Source organism: Kribbella pratensis (genome assembly GCF_004366075.1).
GTDB classification, from domain to species: Bacteria; Actinomycetota; Actinomycetes; order Propionibacteriales; family Kribbellaceae; genus Kribbella; species Kribbella pratensis.
Genome location: NZ_SODU01000003.1, coordinates 435432 through 456628, shown reverse-complemented (window position 1 = coordinate 456628; position 21197 = coordinate 435432). Strand labels below are relative to the sequence as shown.

The following is a 21197-nucleotide window of genomic DNA, read 5'->3' as shown; positions in this document are numbered from 1 at the left end:
TGGGGAGGAGTGACGCATGTCGGTGTATCCGGCAGTTGAGGCGGTGCGGCTCGAGGCCATTCAGGACCGGGACGGCGCACCAGAGGTCGTCTGTGAGGTCTACGAGCTCGGATCGCACCGGCGGACTCCCGCCGCGGTGAAGGAGCTGACCAGCCGCCAGGTGACGATCGGCCGGATGATGTCGACCGGTGCGAAGGACGCCGCGATCGCGCGCGATCTCGGTCTGTCGCTGCGGACCGTGCGCTCCGAGATCAGCGCGCTGATCGCCGGCCTCGGCGCCAAATCGCGGTTCCAGGCGGGCTGCCTGCTGGTCCGCCGCTTCGGCTGACCCGCTGCCGGGAAACTGTCCGGGGGCCGACGTAGGCTTTCGGCATGGTTGAGCTTGCTGAGCGCCGGCTGCTGCTGGTGCACGCCCACCCGGACGACGAAACCATCAACAACGGTGTGACGATGGCGCGGTACGTCGCCGAGGGCGCCCACGTCACCCTGATCACCTGCACCCTCGGCGAGGAGGGCGAGGTCCTCGTCCCCGAGCTGGCCCATCTGGCCTCCGACCAGGACGACGGCCTCGGCGAGCACCGGATCGGTGAGCTCGCGAACGCGATGGCCGAGCTCGGTGTCACCGACCACCGGTTCCTCGGCGGCGCGGGCAAGTACCGCGACACCGGGATGATCTACAACGCCGAGGGCAACGCGGACGTCCCGCCGGAGACCCGCAAGGACAGTTTCTGGCAGGCCGATCTGCTGACCGCGGCCGACGACCTGGTCCCGATCATCCGTGAGGTCCGGCCGCAGGTGCTCGTGACCTACGACCAGTACGGCAACTACGGGCATCCGGATCACATCAAGGCCCACCGAGTGGCGACGTACGCCGCTGACCTTGCCGCCTCCCGGTCGTACCGCGAGGATCTCGGACCGGCGTGGGACATCCCGAAGATCTACTGGACCGCGATGGCCGAGTCACGGATGCGGCAGCAGCTCCGGCTGCTGCGCGAATCCGGCGACACGACCACCTTCGAGGGAATGGACCCCGAGGGCCCGCTCGGTCCGTTCGTCACGCCGGACCGGCTGATCGACTGCGTGATCGAGGGGGAGGAGTTCATCGACCGGAAGATGAACGCGATGAAGGCGCACGCCACCCAGATCACCGTCGACGGCCCGTTCTTCGCGCTGTCGAACAACCTCGGCAACCAGATCTGGAGCTCCGAGCCGTATCGCCTGGTCAAGGGCACCCCCGCCCCCGGCCCGGACGGCCTGGAGCACGACCTGTTCGCGGGCCTGTAGACGATTCAGCCGGGCCACCTGTGAGGTGACCGTTCCCACACGCTCGGTTGAGGCATCAACCTGTCAGCGGGCATAACCTGCTGAGGTGTCCTCAACCGAGTCGAGTGGGAGCGTCCCGCCTGCGGAGTTCCGTGCTGCGCTCGGGCAGTTCGCCTCGGGGATCACGATCATGAGCACGCTGCAGGACGGCGTCGCGCACGCCATGACCGCGAATGCGTTCACGTCGGTCTCGCTCGATCCGCCGCTGGTGCTGGTCTGCGTCGACAAGGGCGTCCGGATGCACTCCGCCGTACTGGACTGCGGGTACTGGGCCGTATCGGTGCTGTCGGGGGCGCAGCAGGCGATCGCGGAGCGGTTCGCGCGGTCCGGGCGCGACCTGTACAGCCAGTTCGACGGCATCGGTACGACGGCCGGCCCGAAAACCGGCTGCCCGACCGTCGACGGCGCCCTGTCGTGGCTCGAGTGCCGGACCTGGGCGACGTACGACGGGGGAGACCACACGATCGTGGTGGGTGAGGTGCTCAGCCTCGGGACGGGCGATCCGAGTGACCCGTGCGCGTTGATCTACCATTCCAGTCACTACCGGGAACTGCCCGGAAACTGATCGTTACTGCCGGGGCATCACGGGGCAGCCCCGACGGTCGGTGAGGGCTGTCCCGTCCCGTAAGATGTGCGCTTGTGCCCTGACCAAGCGCTCGAGCGGGAGGACTCTGTCCGGTGGGGAGAAAGCAGCTCGCGGGGATCATCGCCGCCGCGGGGCTCGGTGTTGTCGTCGTGGGGTACGGCGCGGCGTTCGCGTTCGCCGGAGCCAAGATCCCGACCGAAACGACCGTGCTCGGCATCCCGATCGGCGGCCTGTCCGAGGACGACGCGAAGACCAAGCTGACCGCGGGCCTCAAGGACCGCATCAGTGCGCCGATCGCGCTGCAGGCGGGCGACTCCAAGTTCCAGGTGCTGCCGGCCGACGCCGGACTCTCCGTCGACGTGGACAAGACCGTCGCCGCCGCGGGGGCGGGCCGTAGCCTGGCGCCCGGCCGGATCTGGCATGCGCTGACCGGCGGGGACGCCGTCGAGCCGGTCGTCACCAAGGACGACGCGAAGCTGAAGGCCGCCGTCGACAAGCTGGCCCGCCAGGTGAACCGCAAGGCGACCGAGGGCACCATCACCTTCAAGGGCACGCAGCCGGTGAAACACGACCCGGCCGACGGCCTGCAGCTGGACACCGCGAAGGCGGTCGACGCGGTGTTCGCGGCGTACCCGTCGGACGGGACCCCGAAGGAACTGCCGGCCGGCGTGACCAAGCCGCAGGCCGCCACCGAGGCGATCGACAAGGCGCTGAAGGAGTTCGCCGAGCCGGCGATGTCGGGTCCGATCCGGCTGACCGTCGGGTCGAAGTCGGTCGAGCTGGAGCCGGCCGAGCTCGCACCGGCGCTGTCCGTGAGCGTGCAGGAGGGCAAGGTCATCCCGGCGCTGAACACCAAGTCGCTGGAGCCGCTGTTCCTGCAGCGGTTCAAGTCGCTGGAGACCCTGCCGAAGGACGCGACGGTGCAGATCGTCGGCGCGGGCCCGAAGGTGGTACCAGCGGTCAACGGCATGGTCGTCGACCGGGCGAAGGTCGGCGCGGCGATCCTGGCGATCCTGCCGAAGCCGACCGGTGAGCGGCGGGCCGCCGTACCGCTGACGGCGACCCCGGCGAAGTTCACCACCGCGCAGGCGGCCGCGCTCGGGATCACGCAGAACATCGGCGACTTCAAGACCGAGTTCCCGCACGCGCCGTACCGCAACACCAACATCGGGACGGCGGCGGCCAAGATCAACGGCACCCTGCTGAAGCCGAACGAAGAGTTCAGCCTGAACAAGATCGTCGGTGAGCGGACCAAGGAGAACGGGTTCGCCGAGGGCTACATCATCAGCGGCGGCAAGTTCGAGAAGGACTTCGGCGGCGGTGTCTCGCAGTCGGCGACCACCACCTTCAACGCGGCGTTCTTCGCCGGGCTGAAGATCGTCGAGCACAAGGCGCACAGCGTCTACATCAGCCGCTACCCGGTCGGCCGTGAAGCGACCGTGGCCTGGCCGAACGTGGACCTGAAGTTCCTGAACGACTCCGGGCACGGCCTGCTGGTGCAGACGATCTTCAAGGCGTCGACGCCGGGCAGCAAGGGCAGCATCAGGGTCATCATCTGGGGCACCAAGTTCGTCGACGTCACCGCCGGGCAGTCGGAGAGGACGAACTTCCGGCAGCCGAGCGTCGTCTACAACACGGCCGCGAAGTGCGAGCCGCAGGCACCGACGCCGGGTTTCGACATCACCATCTACCGGTATCTCGCGAAGAACGGCGTACGGCAGAAGACCGAGTCGTTCACCACGAAGTACAACGCGGCCGACGACATCCGCTGCGGGCCGAAGCCTGGCACCACGGTCACGCCGCCGCCGGGCGGGATCACCACCCCACCCGGCCGGAAGCCGGGTGTCACCACGACGACCCGCCCGCCGAGCTGATCCTTCAGCCGCGGTGGAGGTTGTGCAGGCCGGCCGCCACCTGATCGAAGATCGCTTTCTCGATCACGGCGCCTTCGCGGCGGACCTGTCGCGGGTCGATGCGGAGGACCCGGTCCAGGCGGACCTCGCTGGGCCGGGCGTTCTTGTCCCAGGCCCCGCTGCCGATGTCCAGCCACACCCGGCCCCAGCGCGCCTCGTCGGCCGCGTCGCGGTCGTGGTCCTTGCTGGTGAGGATCAGCGCCAGCAGGAACGGCTCATCCCAGCCGACGACCAGCACCGGACGGTCCTTGCCGCGGCTGAAGTCCTCCTCGAACGGCACCCAGGTCCACACGATCTCGCCGGGATCCGCGACCCCGTCGTCCGGGTGCGGCGTGTACTCCACCCGCACCGTGCCCTCGAAGTCCCTCGCGTACTCCGGTCGCTCGATCACATGATCCGCCATGCCACCGGAGCCTAATGCCCTCACATCTCGGCCACCTCACACCGTTCCAGTGACGTGCTCACCTCGCAGACACGAACCGTCCATCGCGGTGCGATCCTGGCCGTCCTGCTCACCGGTCAGTTCATGGCCAATATCGATACCGCGGTCGCCAACATCGCCGGTCCGTCGATCGGCGCCGACCTGCACGCCTCCGAGGGCGCCGTCGGCCTGGTCGTGTCCGGGTACGTCGTCGCGTTCGCCGTACTGCTGATCACCGGCGCCCGTCTCGGCTCGTCGCTCGGGTACCGGCGGACGTTCCTGCTCGGCCTGACCGTCTTCACGGCAGCATCCCTCGCCTGTGGCCTCGCCCCCGGAACCGTCACCTTGGTCGTGGCCCGTTTCGTCCAGGGCGCCGGCGCTGCGCTGATGGTCCCGCAGGTGCTCAGCGGCATCCAGATGCACTTCCAGGGTCGCGACCGGCTCAAGGCGCTCGGCTACTTCTCGATCGCGCTGTCCGGCGGTGCGGTGGCCGGCCAGCTGCTGGGCGGCATCCTCATCGCCGCAGATCTCTTCGGCACCGGTTGGCGCCCGATCTTCCTCGTCAACGTGCCGATCGGCATCGTCCTCGCCATGGCCGGCCGTCGCCTGCTACCCACCGACCCGCCCGGACGCCGTGACCGCCTGGATCTTGGCGGGGTACTCGCGTTGTCCACAACGGTTCTGCTCGTCATCGTCCCGCTCCTGCTCGGCTCCGAACGCGGCTGGCCCACCTGGTCCTGGCTGTGCCTCTTTCTCAGCGTCCCGGCGCTGGCCCTCTTCGAGTACGGCGAACGTCGCGCAGCCGCCCGGGGTGGTCGCCCACTGATCGCACGTCCGGTCCTCGCCAATCCGTCCGTCCGCGCCGGTCTTCTCGCCCACGGCTGTACGTCGGGCACCTACTTCGCCCTGCTCTTCGTGCTCGCCCTCTACCTCCAAGGCGGTCTGCACAAGGGTCCGGCGTACTCCGGCTTCGCGATGCTCGTTTGGGTCGCCACGTTCGGTCTGGCCGGACCGATCCTGCCCCGACTGCGACGGGGAGTGCGGTGGATGCCCCTCATCGGCTGCCTGGTCCTGGCGGGCGGCTACCTGTCCGTGCTGACGTACCTGCTGCTTGGTGGCAGCACAGGGCCGCTTCTGTTCGCGCTACTCGGCATAGGCGGGCTGGGGCTCGGAATCACCTCCAACACCCTCATCGGCGCCGTCACATCCAGCATGTCGTCGCAGTACGTCGCTGACCTGTCTGGAGTGCTCGCCACGAACGTACAGCTGGCTGGCGCGCTGGGTGTCGCGATAGCCGGTTCTATCTACGCTGCGCTGGCTGAGGACCCCAGCCGCGCGTTGGGGGTCGTACTAGCGGGATTCATCGTGCTGACGCTTGTCGGCGCGCGTGCGGCTCACCGACTGGTCAGGTAGCGGTAGCGATAGGCCTCGCGGTAGCCAAGACGGGTGTACGTCGCCATCGCGGCGGTGTTCTCGACGAGCACCTCCAGATAGGTACGCCGGCCGCCGTGCGGTCCCGCCCAGCGCGCCAACCCCTGCAGGATCGCCGTACCGAGTCTCCGGCGGCGGTAGCCGTCCGCCACGCGGATCGCGTCCACACCGAGCCAGTGTCCGGTCATGGATCCACGCCCCACCGCGACCACGGCGTCGTCCAGCACGATCGACGCGAACGCCGTCTTCGGGGCACCTTCGAGGACTTTCGGTGCCACATCCGGCACCGGGCCGTCGAAAGCAGTCCCGTACCACGCGTCGTTCGGCGCGTCGGCGAGCTGTACGTCGTACTCGGGCGAGCCGTTCACGTGGTCGAGCGTGGTGTGCATGACGAGTACGTCGGACTGCTCCGGGCGGGCGTCGACCCAGCCGCAGGCGCGAATCTCCTCGTCGTACGGGCTGCCGACGCGGACCAGGGCCTGTGGCCGAAGGCCGTGCTGGTCGTAGAACGCGATCGCCTGCTGGAGCGCGTCCGCAACCGGCATTCCCGGGTCGCCCGCGGGCAGGAGCGAGTTGCCGCGGCCCGTCCAGCCGGACGATGCCCGCAGCAACCAGTGGCCGACGTACGCCGTCTCGACGGCCGGGCGGCCCAGTGCGGTGGTGAGGAAGAGCTGATCGACGTCCACCGGGCGGAGCGGCATCTCGGGGATCGTCTTGGCGGCAGTCACGTCGGCGGCCGGGATCTCGTGGATCGCGCTGTCGGCGTGGCGGAGAGTGACGAGTTCGGGGGTCCACGCCTGCAGAACGCCGATGACGTCGGTCAGACCGCCCGGTATCCGGTGCCGAACGACGACACGGTGGCCGATATCACGGGTATCCAGGCCTGACACGATCCGGACTCCTGGCACAGTGGGCGACGTACTACCGTGATACTAGAGACACCGTGCACCACCGCATCGCAGCACCCCGGAATCCCGCTGCGCTTGCCTGCCATAGGAGGAGTAGCAGTGACCTACGTCATCGCGCAGCCGTGTGTTGACCTGAAGGACCTCGCCTGTGTCGAGGAGTGCCCCGTCGACTGCATCTACGAGGGCAACAGGATGCTGTACATCCACCCCGACGAGTGCGTCGACTGCGGAGCCTGCGAGCCGGTCTGCCCGGTAGAGGCGATCTACTACGAGGACGACACCCCGGAGCAGTGGAAGGACTACTACACCGCGAACGTCGACTTCTTCAACGACCTCGGCTCGCCGGGCGGTGCGTCCAAACTCGGCAAGATCGACAAGGACCACCCGTTCATCGCCGCGCTCCCGCCGCAGGAACACGACGAGTAAAGAAGAAGAAGAAAAGCGGTGGTGGGGCGGATCGCCGCGCTCCCGCCGCAGGAACACGACGAGTAAAGAAAAGCGGTGGTGAGGCGGATCGCCGCCCTGCCGCCGCATGAGCACGACGAGTAAGCAGTCGGTTGCAGCATGAAGCGGGGTGTCCCAGGGGCACCCCGCTTTGCTATTGCTCGAGGACGTCTACGTGGACGTGGTCGAGGTGGCGGAGGATCTTGGGGTCGCCGGAGCGCTCGGGCGGGGTGTAGTCCCGCCAGCCCGAGTCCGACCGGCCGCCGGCAGTCCAGATCTTGTCGCTGAAGATGACCGTCTTGATCTTCAGCAGGTCCGCCCGGGCGACCAGGTACTGCGCCATCGCCCAGCCCCTCGTGGTGTTCGCCGCCGAGATCGGCCGCACGAACACGTCCACCGCCCGCCCGTCGTAGTGCGCCGACCCTTCCATGTGCCCGGTGCTCACCCCGCCCGCGGCATACCCGCCGGTCGACACCTTCCCGAACGTCCGGAGCAGGTCCTTCCGTACGGCGTCCGCACGCGGCGTCAGCCCGTTGCTGCCCATCGCCTCCTGCGGCACCGCGTCGGTGTTCACGGTGCAACTGAAAACGCTCTTCGACTGCCCGGTCAGCGCCGACGCCAGGACGCGGGCGTCCGCCTCGTGATCGGCGTACGCATTCGGGAACGCGCTGCGCTGCACCTTGTCGGCTGCGACCGTGATCGCGAGCTTCTGGTAGTTCTTGATCTTCACGAGCGCGTCGTAGAACTTCCCGGCCGCGTAGTGCGGGTCCCGCACCTGAGCCGCCGTACCCCAGCCCTGTGACGGCCGCTGCTGGAACAACCCGAGCGAGTCCCGGTCACCGTGTGCCAGGTTGCGCAGGCCGGATTCCTGGTACGCCGTGGCGAGCGCGATCGTCGCCGCACGAGCCGGCAGACCCCGCCGTACGGCGACGCCCGCGATGATCGCCGCCGACTCGGCCTGCTCGAAGTCGACCACGACCGTCTGCCCGCCGACCGACGCCGTACATTCCTCGGTCGGCGGCAGGAGGTTCCCGACGTGCTTCCCGCCGAGCCAGACGATGCCGACCCCGACCGCCAGCGCGAGCACGCCGATGCCCCCCACGGCCACGAGGGCACCACGCTTCACCGGCATACTGCTCCCAACGCTCGGGGGCGGGCGACAGGTTCCTGTTCGTGCGTCACGAACTGGTGGACGTGTGCAGCCTCACGATGGTTGGGAAAGTCATACTTTCGGACGGTCAGGCGTTGGCGTGCAGCGCCTCGTTGAGCGTGATGCCTTCGCCCTTGCGCGGACGGACCTCCACCGCGCCGGTGACCGAGTTGCGGATGAAGAGCAGGCCGGGCTGTCCGGACAGGTCGCGAGCCTTGACCACGTTGCCGTCCGGGAGGGTGACCTTGGTGCCGGCGGTCACGTACAGGCCTGCCTCGACCACGCAGTCGTCGCCGAGCGAGATGCCGGTGCCGCCGTTCGCGCCGAGCAGGCAGCGCTTGCCGATCGAGATGACCTGCTTGCCGCCGCCGGACAGCGTGCCCATGATCGACGCGCCCGCGCCGATGTCGCTGCCGTCGTCGACCACTACACCGGCGACGATCCGTCCCTCGACCATCGACGTCCCGAGCGTGCCCGCGTTGAAGTTCACGAAGCCTTCGTGCATGACCGTCGTGCCTTCCGCGAGATGCGCTCCCAGACGGACGCGGTCCGCGTCGCCGATCCGCACCCCGGACGGTACGACGTAGTCCGTCATCCGCGGGAACTTGTCCACGCTCGTGACGCTCAGGTGCAGACCCGCCGCACGGGCCCGCAGCCGCACGTTCTCGATCTCCTCGACCGGGACCGGGCCGTGCGAGGTCCAGGCGTTGTTCGGGAGGGCGCCGAAGATGCCGTCCAGGTTCACGCCGTGCGGGCGGACCAGGCGGTGGCTCAGGAGGTGCAGCCGGAGGTACGCGTCCGCCGTACCGCTCGGGGCTGTGTCCAGCGCGATCTCGGTCGCCACGACTTCACGCCGTACCTGTCGGAGCTCGTCCTTGCCCTCGGCCGCGACCAGCTCGGACGGAGCCTTCGCGTCGTCCGGCTTCGTCCCGAGCTCGGGCGCCGGGTACCAGACATCCAGGACATCCCCAGCGGTCGTAACGGTGGCGAGGCCGAAGCCCCAGGCGTGCGTGGCGTTCTCCGTCATACCCACACCCTAATTCGGCGGCGCCCGGCGGTCGGACCATGGTCTACTTTTCGGATGCTTCCTGCGTGGCTCGATGTCGTGTCCGATCCGGTTCTGGAAGCCACCAAGGCACCCGCCGTCGCGGAGCTGCACGGGGAGTTGCTCCGGCGATGGGGATCGTCTGAGGTGTGGCGGTTGTCGTTCGGCTTGAACAGCGTGATCGTCAAGCGGGGCACCGACGGGCAGGCCGACGAGGCAGCGGCGTACGAGCGGTTCGTCGTACCGCTGGAGCTGCCGGCACCCGCTTTGATTCACCGGTATCGGTCCGACGGGGCCGGCATGATCGTGCTGGAGGATGTCGGTCGGGTGACGCTGGAGCAGGAGCCGACCGCCGAAGGGTTCGTGGCGGCCGCGGAGCTGCTGGCGACGATCCGGAGCCGGCCGGTGGACGGGCCGAGCGAGTTCCCGCCGGAGCGGGTCAAGGAGTTGGCGGACCGGATCGGGCGGATCGGGTTCGATCTCGGACCGCTCACCGAGGCGCTGGCCGGGCTGCACCGAGATGCGCCGACGGCGGTCGTGCACGGCGATTACGTGCCGAAGAACCTGGTCACGGACGGCACGCGGTGGACGGCGATCGACTGGCCCGGGGCCTATGCGGCGCCGCATTTGAGCGATCTCTACACGCTGGTCCGCGATGCCGTTGCCCTCGGCCACGACCGCGCGCCGATCGTTGCGCACTACCTTGACGCGGCCGGCGGGAATCCGGCGCTGGTGGAGCGGCAGATGCTCGTCGGTGGTGGCTGCTTCTACCTGGTGGCGCTGCGATTCATCGTCGAGGAAGGTCTGCGGACGATCCCCGAGTCCGCGGGCTGGATCGACGGGCTGCTCGGCGAACTCGAGGACGTCGTCGGGGCGCTGGCATGAGGCTGCTCGTGCTCGGCGGCACCAAGAACCTCGGGCGCCATGTCGTGGAGGCGGCGCTCGCGGACGGTCATGAGGTGACGCTGTTCAACCGCGGGCAGACGAATCCGGGACTCTTCCCGTCCGTACGCCGGATCGTCGGCGACCGCGCCGCGCCCGAGGCCCTCGCCGCCGGCGAATGGGACGGCGTGATCGACATGTCCGGCCTCCTCGTCCGGGACGTCACACTCAGCGCGTCCGTACTCCGCGACCGCTGCGGCCACTACACGTACATGTCCTCGATCGCCGTCTACGCGAGCAAGACCACACCCGATATGACGGAATCCGCGCCGCTGCTGCCGTGGCCCGCCGGCGCCCCCGAGGACCACTTCACGATGGACCTCTACGGCCCGTCGAAGGTCCGCAACGAATCGTTGCTCACCGCCACCTTCGGCGACCGCACCGCCGCCGTACGCTCCGGCTTCGTCGTCGGCCCCTACAACCCCGACTTCGGCAACTGGGGCTGGGCCCTGGCCCACAACCTCCCGATGGAATGCGCCGCCCGCCCCGACCAGCCCATCCAGTACATCGACGCCCGCGACCTGGCCGCCTTCCTCCTGCACCTCACGGCCAACCGCATCCCCGGCCCCTTCAACGCAGTAGGCCCCACCCGCACCATGACCCACCTGGCCGCCGCCTGGCGCACCGCCGTACCCGATCCACCACCGATGGACTGGTCCCCGGCCGTCGATCGTTTCCACCTACCCCACGACGGCTCGAACGACGGCACCTTCCAACTCAACAACACCCACGCCCGCACATCTGGCCTCAACCTCCGCCCCGACCAACAAACCGCCCACGACTACGTGACTTGGGTAAAAACCGGCAACGTGCCACCGCCCCCACCACACTGATCTTCGGGGCAACCCGGGGCATTTCGGGGCAGATATCCACAGGTGCGCTTCGTGACCCGTAGTGCCTGGTTCTCGACACCTAGGGTGTCGGTCCATGTACTTCGAACGACCGCTGGTGCGTGCCTACGTCGACGAGACCGGCGACCGTGGACTGTCTCCGCGCTCATCGCGGTACTTCGGCATGGTCGCGGTGGTCGTCGCCGACGAGGACGACGCGGTCCTCCGTCGGGCGATCGCTCAGTGCCGTCGACGGTTGTCGGTGCCTGCCGGCAAGCCGCTGCACTGGACCGAACACGTGAGACGGACGAGTACGGCGGCTTCGAAGAGCATCACCTGATGGCTGTGCGACACCAGATCCGGCAGCCGGACGGATTCGAGGGGATCGTCCTTCCCGGCACGATGGCGGCCTACCCGTGGTGGCCGGCGGGTGGGTTGTGATGAGACGAGGCCTTCGATGGTCCGGAGCGCCGCACCTGATAGGCGGGTCTGGCAGCAGACCTGGCGTTCTCTCCGCGGCCATCGAAGGCCTCGTGTTCCTGAGAATAGCAGCTGGTAGGTCGAGTCCGGGATGGAAACATGGTGACGGGGGTGGTGTGGTGGTTCGTAGGATTGCGGCGTGATGATTGAGACTGGTGGCGGGCCCGGCGGAGCGACCAGCCCGCGGGCGGGGTTCACGAGTGTTGACGGGACTCGGTACTCCGGGACGACGGGTGGGCGGCGCGAGGTTGAGCTGCCTGGTGGGGGACGGGTGGTCGCGGCGGGGGATCGGTTGCGGTACAAGGTCTATCCGGAGCTCGACGCGGGGCTGAGTTACTCGGCGACGTACGTGGCGGTCGAGGTGGTGTTTGCGGACGGGACGCGGCTCGAGGGGGCCCGGGATCAGTACGGGAAGGCTGCGGACGCCGCGGGGCAGGGCGCCGAGAAGATCCTGTACGCCGACCAGTGGAACGACGTACAGGTCGATCTGACCGCGGCCGCGGGGAAGACGATCGCGCAGGTCGTGCTCGTGGTGGATGCGCCCGAAGCGGGCCACGAGTTCGCCGGGTGGATCGACGACGTCGAGATCGGCCCGGCGCCGGCGGAGCCTGATGGGTCGGACCTGGTGGCGTACGTCGACACACGCCGCGGAACGAACGCCAGCCACGACTTCTCCCGCGGCAACACGCTACCGATCACCGCCTGGCCGAACGGGTTCAACTTCCTCACCCCGGTCACCAACGCCTCGACGCACCGCTGGCCGTACGAGTACCACCGCGCCAACAACGCGGACAACCGCCCCGAGCTGCAGGGCCTCACGTTCTCCCACCAGCCGAGCCCGTGGATGGGCGACCGCGATCAGCTGACGATCATGCCGGTCGCCGCCGCCGAGCCGCTGGGCGATCCCGCCGAGCGCGCCGCTGCGTTCAGCCACGACGACGAGACCGCCCGCCCCGACCTGTACGCGGTCGACCTCGCGAGCGGTGTTCGCGCGGAGCTCACCCCGACCGACCACGGCGCGATCTTCCGCTTCACGTTCCCCGACGACGCGCCCGGACGGCACCTGATCTTCGACACGATCGACGAGAACGGCGCCTTCGAGTACGACGGGAACGCCCTCACCGGCTGGGTCGAGAACGGCTCGGAAACCGGTCGCACCCGCATGTACTGCTACGGCGAATTCTCGACGGCTCCCACAGCCTTCGGCGAAGCGCACGGTGGTCGTGCCAACGCCCGCGCCGCGACGTTCGACGTACCCGAAGTGACGTTGCGGATCGCGACCTCCTTCATCGGCGTCGACCAGGCTCGTCACAACCTGGAGCTCGAGCTCCAGGGGCGATCCTTCGAGGAGATCCAGGCCGCCGCCAACGCCGTGTGGAACGAGCGCCTGCAGGTCATCCGGCCGGAGGGCGCGACGCCGCCGCAGCTGCGGACCGTGTACGGCAACCTGTACCGGCTCAACCTCTACCCGAACTCACACTTCGAGAACGCGGGTACGCCGGACGCACCGGAGTACCGCTACGCGAGCCCGGTCCTGCCAACGAACGGTACGCCGACCGCGCGGGAGACCAATGCGGTCGTCAAGACCGGCAAGATGTACGTGAACAGCGGGTTCTGGGACACGTACCGGACCGCGTGGCCGGCGTACGCGTTCTTCTACCCGGCGCTGACCGCGGAACTGGTCGACGGGTTCGTGCAGCAGTACCGTGACGGCGGCTGGATCGCGCGCTGGTCCTCGCCCGGGTACGCGGACTGCATGACCGGGACGAGCTCGGACGTGTCCTTCGCGGACGCGTACCTCAAGGGCGTGGCGTTGCCCGACCCGTTGGCGACGTACGACGCCGGGCTGCGCAACGCGACCGTCGCGCCGGAGGCGACCGAGGTCGGGCGGAAGGGCGTCGAGACGGGGTTCTTCGCCGGGTACGTGAGCACCGACACCGAGGAGAGCGTGTCGTGGTCTCTCGAGGCGTACCTGAACGACTTCGCGCTGGCAGAGATGGCCACGCGCCTGGCCGACGACTGTCCCGAGCGTCGTGATCAGCTACTCGAGGAAGCGGAGTACCTGCGGCGCAGGTCGCTGAACTACGTGCTGCTGTTCGACAACGACATCAACTTCTTCCAGGGTCGTCGGCCGGACGGGACGTTCGCCAAGGCCCCCGCAGACTTCGACCCCGAGGAGTGGGGCGGCGACTTCACCGAGACCGACGGGTGGAACTTCGCGTTCCACGTCGCGCACGACCCGCGCGGCCTGGCCAACCTGTACGGCGGACCTCGGGGTCTGGAGGCGAAACTCGACGCGTTCTTCGCGACTCCCGAACTCGCGGTGAAGAAGGGCACGTACTCGATCGTCATCCACGAGATGGTCGAGGCCCAGGCCGTCCGGATGGGCCAGTTCGGCTTCTCGAACCAGCCCGCGCACCACATCGCCTGGATGTACAACTACGCCGGTGCGCCGGCCAAGACCCAGGCGATCGTCCGCGAGGTCCTCGACCGGCTGTACGTCGGTGAGCAGATCGGGCAGGGGTACCCGGGCGACGAGGACAACGGCGAGATGTCCGCGTGGTACCTGTTCGCGGCGCTGGGCCTCTACCCGCTCCGGGTCGGGGCCCCCGAGTACGCGATCGGCTCGCCGCTCTTCCCGCGGGTCCTCGTGTCCCCGCTGGGCGGCCGTCCGCTCACGATCAGTGCTTCAGGCGCTGAACACCCTTATGTACAAGAGCTCCAGGTCGACGGCAAGCAGGTGCCCGTAGCATCGATCACCCACGCGGACCTGACCGCCGCCGATCAACTCCACTTCACCCTCGGCGCCGAACCGTCCGACTGGGCGACCCTGGAACTCCCACCGGCGCTCACCTCCGACGACGCCGTCGCCACGCCCCTAGTCGACCTGATCCCGATCGACCCGAACAACCCGCTCTTCGACGACACCTCCACCACCGAGACCACCATCGAACGAGCCGTCTGGTCCCTCCCCGCTCCCGGCACCCCGACCCTCTACACACTGACGTCGGGCTCGGGAGAGGCCCCCAGCACCTGGCAACTGGAGGCCTCCACCGACGGCAGCACGTGGACCGTCCTCGACGAACGCACCAACGAAACCTTCCGCTGGTCCCGCCAAACCCGCCCCTTCACCATCAAAGCCCCCGGCGAATACCAGCACTACCGCCTAACCACCCCCACCCCGACAACCCTCGCCCAACTAGAACTCCTCCACTGACGCGCAGGACCGTTCGTCGAGTCGTGGAATCTGGTTGCCGACACGCCGTCTACGGCGACCCCGATCCACGAATCGAGTTTCCTGGCCCCAGCCAATCGCCACGACTCGGCGGGCTACTTCTTGGGGGCGGAGGTGGCTCGGATGTGGAGTTCGGTGCGGAGGGTGACGGTGGAGGGCGGGCGGCCGGGGGCGGCGGTGCGGTCCTTCAGGAGCATGCCGGCGGTGCGGCCCAGCTCGTAGGTGGGTTGGGCGACCGTGGTGAGGCTGGGGATGACGAGGTCCGCCCACGGGATGTCGTCGAAGCCCACGATCGCGATGTCGTCGGGGGCGCGGAGGCCCTTCTTCGCCAGGCATTCCAGGGCGCCGACGGTCATCAGGTTGTTGGTGGCGAACAGCGCCTCGGGCGGATCGGGGAGCTCGAGCAGGCTTTCCATCGCGGCGTACCCGCCGGCCTCGCGGAAGTCGGCGTGCCGGACCAGGTCCTTGTCGTACCGGATCCCGCCGGCCCGCAGCGCCGACCGGTACCCGGCCAGCCGGTCCATCGCCGTCGACACCTTGCGCGGCCCGGTGATGCAGGCGATCCGCCGGTACCCGCCGTCGATCAGGTGCTTGACGCCCTCGAAGGCGCCGTGCTCGTTGTCGACCAGCACGGTGTCGGCCTCGACGCCCTCGACCCGCCGGTCGATCATGACGAGCGGGATCTTCGCGTTCGCGAGCAGATGCACCCCCTCGGCCGTCGACGTCGGGGAGATCACCACGCCGGCCATCTGGTCGGTCAGGACCGCCGACGCGTACGCCGCTTCCTTCGCGGGGTCCTCGTCGGAGTTGCAGAGGACGACGTGGTACCCCTCGGTCTGCGCGACGTCCTCGAGCCCGCGGACGAGCGAGGTGAAGAACGGGTTCTCGATGTCCGAGATGACGACTGCCCAGAGGTTCGTCGAGGACTTGCGCAGGTTCCGCGCGACCCCGTTCGGCCGGTACCCGAGCTCCGCGACCGCGGCCCGGACCTTCTCGGACAGTTCGGGGTCGACGTTGCGCCGGCCGCTCAGCACACGTGACACCGTGGCCGGTGACACTCCCGACCTACGCGCTACGTCGTAGATCGTCGTCATACCCGCTCCCCGCTGGAGATCCGATGGTCGTCTGGATCGCACTCTAACTCCGATCCTGGCCAAAGGATCTCATGGTGCCGACGTTGCACCTTCCAGTAGTGCCAGCGCTGCGGCCTGTGAAGGGGCGGAGTCGGCGGCGCCGTTGACCGTGGTGGACAGGGCGCCCGCCGCGTTCGCCAGTCGTACGGCGTCCACCAGGTCGGCCCCGTGTGCGAGCGACGCGGCCAGCGAACCGCAGAACGCGTCGCCGGCGCCGACCGTGTCGACGGTGTCCACCTCGTGCGCGCTGATCCGCTCCTCGAACCCGCCGACCCGGTCCAGGACATAGGCGCCCCGGGACCCGAGCGTCACCACACAGGCGCGCAGGTCCCAGTCCTCGGCGAGTTTGCGCGCGATCATCGGCACCTGCGACTCGTCGTCGCAGTTCAGCCCGGTGAGTGCTGCCGCTTCTACCTCGTTCGGCACCAGAATGTCGACGTACGTCGCCAGCGTCGGATCGACCGGTCCGACCGGGGCCGGTGTGAGGATCGTGGTGACGCCCGCGGCCGAGGCGAGCCGGAGGGCGGTGTGGCTCGCCTCGACCGGGAGCTCGAGCTGCACGCTCAGCACTTTGCTTGCGATCAGTACGTCGGTCGCGGCCTCGACGTCCAGCGCGGTGATCGCCGCGTTCGCGCGGGAGACGATGATGATCGAGTTCCCGCCGTCCGGCAGTACCAGCGGGAGCCCTACCCCGGTGCCGAGCGACGGGTGCCGCACGACCCAGGAGGTGTCGACCCCGTTCGCCGACAGCAGTTCCAGGAACTCCTCGCCGTACCGGTCCTCGCCGATGGTCCCGACGATCGCCGTCCGCGCACCCATCCGGGCCGCCGCGATCGCCTGGTTCACGCCCTTGCCGCCGAGGAACTCCGCGAACCCGGTGCCGTGCAGCGTCTCGCCCGGCAACGGCCGCCGCTCCGCCGACGCGACCAGGTCCTTCATGAACGATCCGAGCACGCACACATCGTTCATTCCTGGTCCTCCGAGAGACGCTTGCCGAGGGCACCGGACGGGTGGAACTGCGCGAAGTCGTGATGGCTGAATTCCCGCAGTACGACGAGTGCGCACGCCAGCGCGTCGCCCATCGCCAGCGAGGCGGTCGTCGAGGCGGTCGGCGCCAGGTTCAGCGGGTCCGCCTCGCGGAGCACCATCGTGTCCAGCGTGTACGTCGCCAGTTGGGCCAGCGTCGACTCCTCGCGCCCGGTCATCGCGATCACAGGGATCTGGCGGTCCCGCAACATCCGGGCGAACGCGCACACCTCGGCCGTCTCTCCGGATGCGGACAGTGCCAGGACGAGATCGCGGGGCGTCACGGCGCCGGAGTCCCCGTGCAACGCGTCAGCGGAGTGGATGAAGGTGGCCGGCGTACCTGTGCTCGCGAGCGTCGCGGCGATCTTGCGTCCGACCAGGCCGGACTTGCCGAGGCCGGTCACCACGAGATGACCTTCGCAGCGGGCGACCGCGGTCAGCACCTCGAGGAAGACCCCGTCGAGGCGGTCGGCGAGTGCCGACACGGCGGCGGCCTCGGTCTCGATGGCGTCCCGCGCCGCCTGCAGTCCCCGTGCCACCAGGTCTCTGGACAGCTCGTCGGCCGTGCGGTGGGCGGACGCACGGTTCGGCACAACTGGCATCCCAGCGCCTCTCATCTCAGAAATCGATTTCCGCAGATTAGGCAGTGGGGTCGGGTGGTGTCAACGGCTGCGCGCCGGTCGAAACCCTTGTGTACACGCGGGAATTGCGCAGGCGGCTGACATCATCACGACGTCGCCCCTTGACCGTCCCGATCGGCGCTCGTAGATTTGCGAGAAATCGATTGCCCTTCTCACTTGGCAAGGGGGTGCCTGATGGGTCCGCGCCTACTGCGGGGCACTCGGCCCGGCACCAAACCTTGAAGGGATCGCTCATGAAGCGTGGGGCCTTGCTCGCTGTCCTGCCGCTGGTCTTCGGAACGGCGACACTCCTGACCCAATCCTCGAATCCCCAGGAGGCCGCCACCGTGAACGCGATCGGCACCGCCCAGGTGGAGTCCAAGGGCATGCCCAGCCAGAGCGACGGCGACCTGTGGCCGTCGTGCTGGGCCGGTAACGACAAGCTGTACGCCGCGAACGGCGACGGCAAGGGGTTCAGCCTCGACGGCGATTTCGCCGACATCGCGGTCAGCGAGATCACCGGTACGCCGGGAAACTTGTCCGGGGCAACGATCTCTCGAGGAGACCAGGTCGGATCGATCTGGAGCGGCGCCGGGTACAACCGGAAGCCGACGGGGATGGTGTGCGTCGGCGACACGCTGTACCTCGCCGTCCAGGACCTCGCGCTCGACTTCAACGACGTACCGGCGGCAACGATCCTCAGGTCGACCGACCACGGGCGGACATGGACGTGGGACAAGTCGAAGCCGATGTTCTCGGACCACGTGTTCACGACGATCTGGTTCGCGGACTTCGGCAAGGGCGGCGCCGCGGCGCCCGACGGATATGTGTACGCCTACGGGCTGGACGGGAACTGGCGGGACTCGTTCGACGACACGGTCCCCGATCCGCAGTCGGTGTTCCTGGCGCGGGTGCCCAAGCATGACGTGCAGGACAGGAGCGCGTGGAAGTTCTACACCGGGTCCGGGTGGTCGGCGAAGATCGCCGATCGCAAGCCGGTGCTCGACGACCAGCGGCGGTTGTATGCGCAGACGTACGGGACGAACGCGTCCAACCTCAGCGTGACCAGTCAGGGTGGCGTGACCTATCTGCCGCAGCAGAAGCGGTACGTGTACACGTCGTGGACGGAGTACACCTTCGAGTTCTACGAGTCGCCGACGCCGTGGGGGCCGTGGAAGCACTTCCTGTCCAAGGACTTCGGCGGGTATCCGTGGTCGACCTCGAAGTACGGCGGGTACGGCGTGACGATCCCGTCGAAGTTCGTGCAGCCGGACGGCAAGACGATGTACCTGCAGGCGAACGTGTGCCCGTGCGGTGGAGGCGGGATCGGTACGTCGGTCTACAACTTCAACCTGCGCAAGCTCGTGCTCACTCCGTCCGTTGACACGCCGGCGTCGAACCTCCCGGGATCGGACAACCTCGCTGCTGCTTCGACTGGTGCGGTGGCGATCTCGAAGTCGACGCAGTCGGGCAGTCTCGCGTTGCTGAACGACGGCTCTCGCACCGGGAGCGAATCCGACTTCGATGATGAGGTCAAGGGAGCATCGTGGTGGGGATACGAGTGGCCTGCGCGGCACAAGGTGAACAACGTGGAGTTCACGTCCGGCGCGGTGTCGGCCGAGGGCGGGTACTTCACGGGGCGGCCGCGGGTCCAGGTACGCCAGAACGGGCAGTGGGTCGAGGTCGGATCGCAGACCGTGTCGCCGACGTACCCGGGCGACGCGTCGGCCGGTGCGAACACGACGTACACGATCACCTTCCCGGTGCAGGAGACGGACGGGGTCCGGGTGATCGGTCTGCCCGGCGGGACGCGTTCGTACTCGACCGTTTCCGAGGTTGTTGTTCGGTACGTGTCGCAGCTGGCCGACGGCGGATTCGAGGGCACCGGCAGCGGCAAGCCGGCATGGCTCTTCGAAGGTACGGCGGCCAACGGCGTCGACCGCGGCCTCGGCTTCGCACACTCCGGAGCCAACAACGGGTGGATCCGCTGCACGTGTACGGGCTGGAGCGCGCTCTACCAGAACGTCCCCGTTGTCCCCGGTACGACGTACACCTTCGGCTCCTGGATCAACGCATCAGCGAACCTCCCGGCCGACCAGGGCCGCTTCGGCGTCCGCACCGGCACGACCGACCTCGCGACCACCACCTTCGGCGCGGGCACCGGCTACGTCCACCACGAGGTCACGGTGAAAGTCCCTGCAGGCGTCCACGAACTAACCGTCTACGCCGGCTTCGACGCCCCCAACAAAGACACCTGGATCCAAGTAGACGACTTCACCGTCAACTAACCCCTTTCCGGAAAGAAATCGCCACCCACAGGCAATTTCTTTCCGGAAAGCCAACCCCCACCTGAGTGCTGCAGGTGCCGTTCTACGGCCAGGGGAGGAGGGGTGGTGTTGGGCCGTTGATTGGGCCTGGGGTTGGGCGGCCGGCGTACCAGGCGGTGAGGTCGGTGAAGGTTCCTTCGAGGGTGATGTCTGTGCCGGTGCCGTTGTCCCAGGTGAGGGTGGGGGACTTGAGGATGAGGTGGGTGTTGTCGGGGGTGCGGGCTCGGAGGAAGTCGAGTAGGTGGAGGCAGAAGTCGTCGGACCAGGTGCTGGCGGTGATGCCGAGGTCGAGGTCTGTGGTGTGGATGGTGAGTTCGCGCCACGTCGCCTGCAGGCCGGCGGAGAGGTTGCTGTTGCGGTGCAGGATCGGGAGCGGCCAGTCGGTGGGGCCCACCTTGTCCCAGGAGGCGAGCAACGTGGTGACGGCCTGCGCCAGGTGGGACCGGAGTTCGGCGGCGGGGCGGTCGGCGCCGGCCTCGATCGCGGCATCGCGTGCCGGGCGCCCACCGTCGTACACCTCGACGAGCCGACCCTGCAGCGCTTCGTCGACCTGACGCGTCATCGCCTCGGAGAAGTTCGCGATGTGGGTGATCACATGCCCGCGCGACCACCCGGGCAAGGCGGAGCCGGCGCGTGCGGTGGCGTCGTCGAGGTCTGCCGTCACGGCGAGCAGCTGGTCGGCGATCGCACGTACTTCGTTCAGGGGCACAGGAGCTCCTTCATTCACACGCCATCAATCGAATGTCCCATTAGTATCATTCCATGACCACGCTCGCCTTCGCTTTGGCTGCCACCGTCAAGCACGACGGACACGGCGGCATCGCGGACCTGCTCTCCACCCCGGAGGAGGCAGTCGCCTGGCTCACCGATCACGAGCAGTTGGTCGCGCAGGTGTTGGGGGCCGAGTCCGGCTTGGGGAGGTTTGTGCACCCGAATCGGACAGAAACCCTCCCCAACCTGCGGGAGGAGCTGGTGCGGATTCGGGGGGCGGTGCGGGCGTTGTTTGCTCGGGCGGTTGCGCCGGGGGAACCCAGTAAGGCGGATGCTTCGCGGTTGATGAGCGTTGAGGATGCGCTGCGGATGGTGAATCGGGCGGCGGATCGGCTGGGTACGACGCACCTCGAGTGGACGGAGGAGCCGAGCGTGCGCTGGATGTACCGGAGCGAGGATCCGGTCGCGGTGCTGGTCGGTGCGGTCGGGCGGTCGGCGATCGACTTCCTGGTGAGCCCGGACCGCGCGCGGCTGCGCGCCTGCCCGGCGGCGCGGTGCGTGAAGTACTTCCTGCAGGACGACCCGCGGCAGACGTGGTGCTCGCCGGCCTGCGGGAATCGCGAGCGGGTGAACCGCCACTACCGGAAACGGACCTCCGGATAATCTGTGCGG

Annotated in this window: 20 protein-coding genes; 12 read left to right on the top strand and 8 right to left on the bottom strand. The window is 68.4% G+C overall.

The window, feature by feature from the left end; translation table 11 throughout:
• The first annotated feature begins 16 nt into the window (after window positions 1–16).
• From EV137_RS26230 to EV137_RS26215, 4 genes are all read left to right on the top strand, one after another.
• Window positions 17–328, top strand: coding sequence for a LuxR C-terminal-related transcriptional regulator (locus tag EV137_RS26230; RefSeq protein WP_134006790.1), 312 nt, complete (start codon window positions 17–19; stop codon window positions 326–328).
• Between the two features lie 44 nt (window positions 329–372).
• Window positions 373–1284 carry an N-acetyl-1-D-myo-inositol-2-amino-2-deoxy-alpha-D-glucopyranoside deacetylase gene (gene mshB, locus EV137_RS26225; RefSeq protein ID WP_134131175.1) on the top strand — a complete coding sequence of 304 codons (912 nt, stop codon included), beginning with the start codon at window positions 373–375 and terminating at the stop codon, window positions 1282–1284.
• A gap of 85 nt (window positions 1285–1369) precedes the next feature.
• The gene (locus EV137_RS26220) at window positions 1370–1888 is read left to right on the top strand and encodes a flavin reductase family protein (protein ID WP_134131174.1); all 519 of its coding nucleotides are present in this window, start codon (window positions 1370–1372) and stop codon (window positions 1886–1888) included.
• 113 nt (window positions 1889–2001) lie between these two features.
• Window positions 2002–3783 carry a VanW family protein gene (locus EV137_RS26215; protein WP_134131173.1) on the top strand — a complete coding sequence of 594 codons (1782 nt, stop codon included), beginning with the start codon at window positions 2002–2004 and terminating at the stop codon, window positions 3781–3783.
• Window positions 3784–3787: 4 nt separating this feature from the next.
• Here EV137_RS26215 and EV137_RS26210 read toward each other — a convergent pair whose 3' ends face one another.
• Window positions 3788–4225 (bottom strand): type II toxin-antitoxin system PemK/MazF family toxin, encoded by a 438-nt coding sequence (locus EV137_RS26210; protein ID WP_134131172.1) that lies wholly within the window; start codon window positions 4223–4225, stop codon window positions 3788–3790.
• 54 nt (window positions 4226–4279) lie between these two features.
• Between EV137_RS26210 and EV137_RS26205 the strand changes: the two genes are divergently transcribed.
• On the top strand, window positions 4280–5656 hold the full coding sequence (locus EV137_RS26205) for an MFS transporter (RefSeq protein WP_238175561.1): 1377 nt from the start codon (window positions 4280–4282) through the stop codon (window positions 5654–5656).
• Here the strand turns inward: EV137_RS26205 and EV137_RS26200 are convergent.
• Window positions 5638–6564 (bottom strand): GNAT family N-acetyltransferase, encoded by a 927-nt coding sequence (locus EV137_RS26200; RefSeq protein WP_134131171.1) that lies wholly within the window; start codon window positions 6562–6564, stop codon window positions 5638–5640. The genes EV137_RS26205 and EV137_RS26200 overlap by 19 nt on opposite strands.
• Window positions 6565–6681: 117 nt before the next feature.
• On the opposite strand from EV137_RS26200, the gene fdxA reads away from it, so the two are divergent.
• Window positions 6682–7008 carry a ferredoxin gene (fdxA, locus tag EV137_RS26195; protein WP_012923087.1) on the top strand — a complete coding sequence of 109 codons (327 nt, stop codon included), beginning with the start codon at window positions 6682–6684 and terminating at the stop codon, window positions 7006–7008.
• A 172-nt stretch (window positions 7009–7180) separates the two neighbouring features.
• Here fdxA and EV137_RS26190 read toward each other — a convergent pair whose 3' ends face one another.
• Both EV137_RS26190 and dapD read right to left on the bottom strand, forming a co-directional pair.
• Window positions 7181–8134, bottom strand: coding sequence for a VldE C-terminal domain-containing protein (locus EV137_RS26190; protein WP_311136383.1), 954 nt, complete (start codon window positions 8132–8134; stop codon window positions 7181–7183).
• Between the two features lie 130 nt (window positions 8135–8264).
• Complete coding sequence (gene dapD / locus EV137_RS26185) at window positions 8265–9203, bottom strand: 2,3,4,5-tetrahydropyridine-2,6-dicarboxylate N-succinyltransferase (protein ID WP_134006804.1); 939 nt, start codon at window positions 9201–9203, stop codon at window positions 8265–8267.
• Between the two features lie 54 nt (window positions 9204–9257).
• On the opposite strand from dapD, the gene EV137_RS26180 reads away from it, so the two are divergent.
• From EV137_RS26180 to EV137_RS26165, 4 genes are all read left to right on the top strand, one after another.
• Window positions 9258–10106 carry a phosphotransferase family protein gene (locus EV137_RS26180; protein WP_134131170.1) on the top strand — a complete coding sequence of 283 codons (849 nt, stop codon included), beginning with the start codon at window positions 9258–9260 and terminating at the stop codon, window positions 10104–10106.
• A complete protein-coding gene (locus tag EV137_RS26175; protein WP_134131169.1) occupies window positions 10103–10996 on the top strand; it encodes a Rossmann-fold NAD(P)-binding domain-containing protein in 894 nt (297 codons plus the stop codon). Before EV137_RS26180 ends, EV137_RS26175 begins: the two co-directional genes overlap by 4 nt.
• Window positions 10997–11090: 94 nt before the next feature.
• Entirely contained in the window at window positions 11091–11333 is a 243-nt protein-coding gene (locus EV137_RS26170) for a DUF3800 domain-containing protein (RefSeq protein WP_134131168.1), read from the top strand.
• A gap of 282 nt (window positions 11334–11615) precedes the next feature.
• Window positions 11616–14690, top strand: coding sequence for a GH92 family glycosyl hydrolase (locus EV137_RS26165; protein ID WP_134131933.1), 3075 nt, complete (start codon window positions 11616–11618; stop codon window positions 14688–14690).
• Window positions 14691–14803: 113 nt separating this feature from the next.
• Here EV137_RS26165 and EV137_RS26160 read toward each other — a convergent pair whose 3' ends face one another.
• From EV137_RS26160 to EV137_RS26150, 3 genes are all read right to left on the bottom strand, one after another.
• Entirely contained in the window at window positions 14804–15802 is a 999-nt protein-coding gene (locus EV137_RS26160; protein WP_134131167.1) for a LacI family DNA-binding transcriptional regulator, read from the bottom strand.
• A gap of 69 nt (window positions 15803–15871) precedes the next feature.
• Complete coding sequence (locus tag EV137_RS26155; protein WP_134131166.1) at window positions 15872–16810, bottom strand: ribokinase; 939 nt, start codon at window positions 16808–16810, stop codon at window positions 15872–15874.
• Complete coding sequence (locus EV137_RS26150) at window positions 16807–17469, bottom strand: KpsF/GutQ family sugar-phosphate isomerase (RefSeq protein ID WP_238175560.1); 663 nt, start codon at window positions 17467–17469, stop codon at window positions 16807–16809. The genes EV137_RS26155 and EV137_RS26150 overlap by 4 nt, the downstream gene beginning before the upstream one ends.
• Before the next feature lie 272 nt (window positions 17470–17741).
• Here EV137_RS26150 and EV137_RS26145 point away from each other — a divergent pair, with 272 nt between their 5' ends.
• Window positions 17742–19775, top strand: a complete 2034-nt coding sequence (locus tag EV137_RS26145; RefSeq protein WP_134131165.1) for a DUF5005 domain-containing protein — start codon at window positions 17742–17744, stop codon at window positions 19773–19775.
• Window positions 19776–19857: 82 nt separating this feature from the next.
• On the opposite strand, the gene EV137_RS26140 is transcribed toward EV137_RS26145, so the two are convergent.
• Window positions 19858–20523: a maleylpyruvate isomerase family mycothiol-dependent enzyme gene (locus EV137_RS26140; RefSeq protein ID WP_134131164.1), complete on the bottom strand. Its 666-nt coding sequence runs from the start codon at window positions 20521–20523 to the stop codon at window positions 19858–19860.
• A 53-nt stretch (window positions 20524–20576) separates the two neighbouring features.
• Between EV137_RS26140 and EV137_RS26135 the strand changes: the two genes are divergently transcribed.
• Window positions 20577–21188, top strand: a complete 612-nt coding sequence (locus EV137_RS26135; protein ID WP_134131163.1) for a CGNR zinc finger domain-containing protein — start codon at window positions 20577–20579, stop codon at window positions 21186–21188.
• The last annotated feature ends 9 nt before the right edge of the window (window positions 21189–21197 follow it).

What these genes read in the sequence shown, in the direction of transcription:
- EV137_RS26150 (WP_238175560.1), bottom strand. Translation starts at nt 17,469, where the DNA reads ATGCCAGTTGTGCCGAACCGTGCGTCCGCCCACCGCACGGCCGACGAG.
- EV137_RS26230 (WP_134006790.1), top strand. Translation starts at nt 17, where the DNA reads ATGTCGGTGTATCCGGCAGTTGAGGCGGTGCGGCTCGAGGCCATTCAG.
- EV137_RS26175 (WP_134131169.1), top strand. Translation starts at nt 10,103, where the DNA reads ATGAGGCTGCTCGTGCTCGGCGGCACCAAGAACCTCGGGCGCCATGTC.
- EV137_RS26180 (WP_134131170.1), top strand. Translation starts at nt 9,258, where the DNA reads ATGCTTCCTGCGTGGCTCGATGTCGTGTCCGATCCGGTTCTGGAAGCC.
- dapD (WP_134006804.1), bottom strand. Translation starts at nt 9,203, where the DNA reads ATGACGGAGAACGCCACGCACGCCTGGGGCTTCGGCCTCGCCACCGTT.
- EV137_RS26155 (WP_134131166.1), bottom strand. Translation starts at nt 16,810, where the DNA reads ATGAACGATGTGTGCGTGCTCGGATCGTTCATGAAGGACCTGGTCGCG.
- EV137_RS26160 (WP_134131167.1), bottom strand. Translation starts at nt 15,802, where the DNA reads ATGACGACGATCTACGACGTAGCGCGTAGGTCGGGAGTGTCACCGGCC.
- EV137_RS26145 (WP_134131165.1), top strand. Translation starts at nt 17,742, where the DNA reads ATGAAGCGTGGGGCCTTGCTCGCTGTCCTGCCGCTGGTCTTCGGAACG.
- EV137_RS26170 (WP_134131168.1), top strand. Translation starts at nt 11,091, where the DNA reads ATGTACTTCGAACGACCGCTGGTGCGTGCCTACGTCGACGAGACCGGC.
- EV137_RS26210 (WP_134131172.1), bottom strand. Translation starts at nt 4,225, where the DNA reads ATGGCGGATCATGTGATCGAGCGACCGGAGTACGCGAGGGACTTCGAG.
- EV137_RS26165 (WP_134131933.1), top strand. Translation starts at nt 11,616, where the DNA reads ATGATTGAGACTGGTGGCGGGCCCGGCGGAGCGACCAGCCCGCGGGCG.
- mshB (WP_134131175.1), top strand. Translation starts at nt 373, where the DNA reads ATGGTTGAGCTTGCTGAGCGCCGGCTGCTGCTGGTGCACGCCCACCCG.
- EV137_RS26135 (WP_134131163.1), top strand. Translation starts at nt 20,577, where the DNA reads ATGACCACGCTCGCCTTCGCTTTGGCTGCCACCGTCAAGCACGACGGA.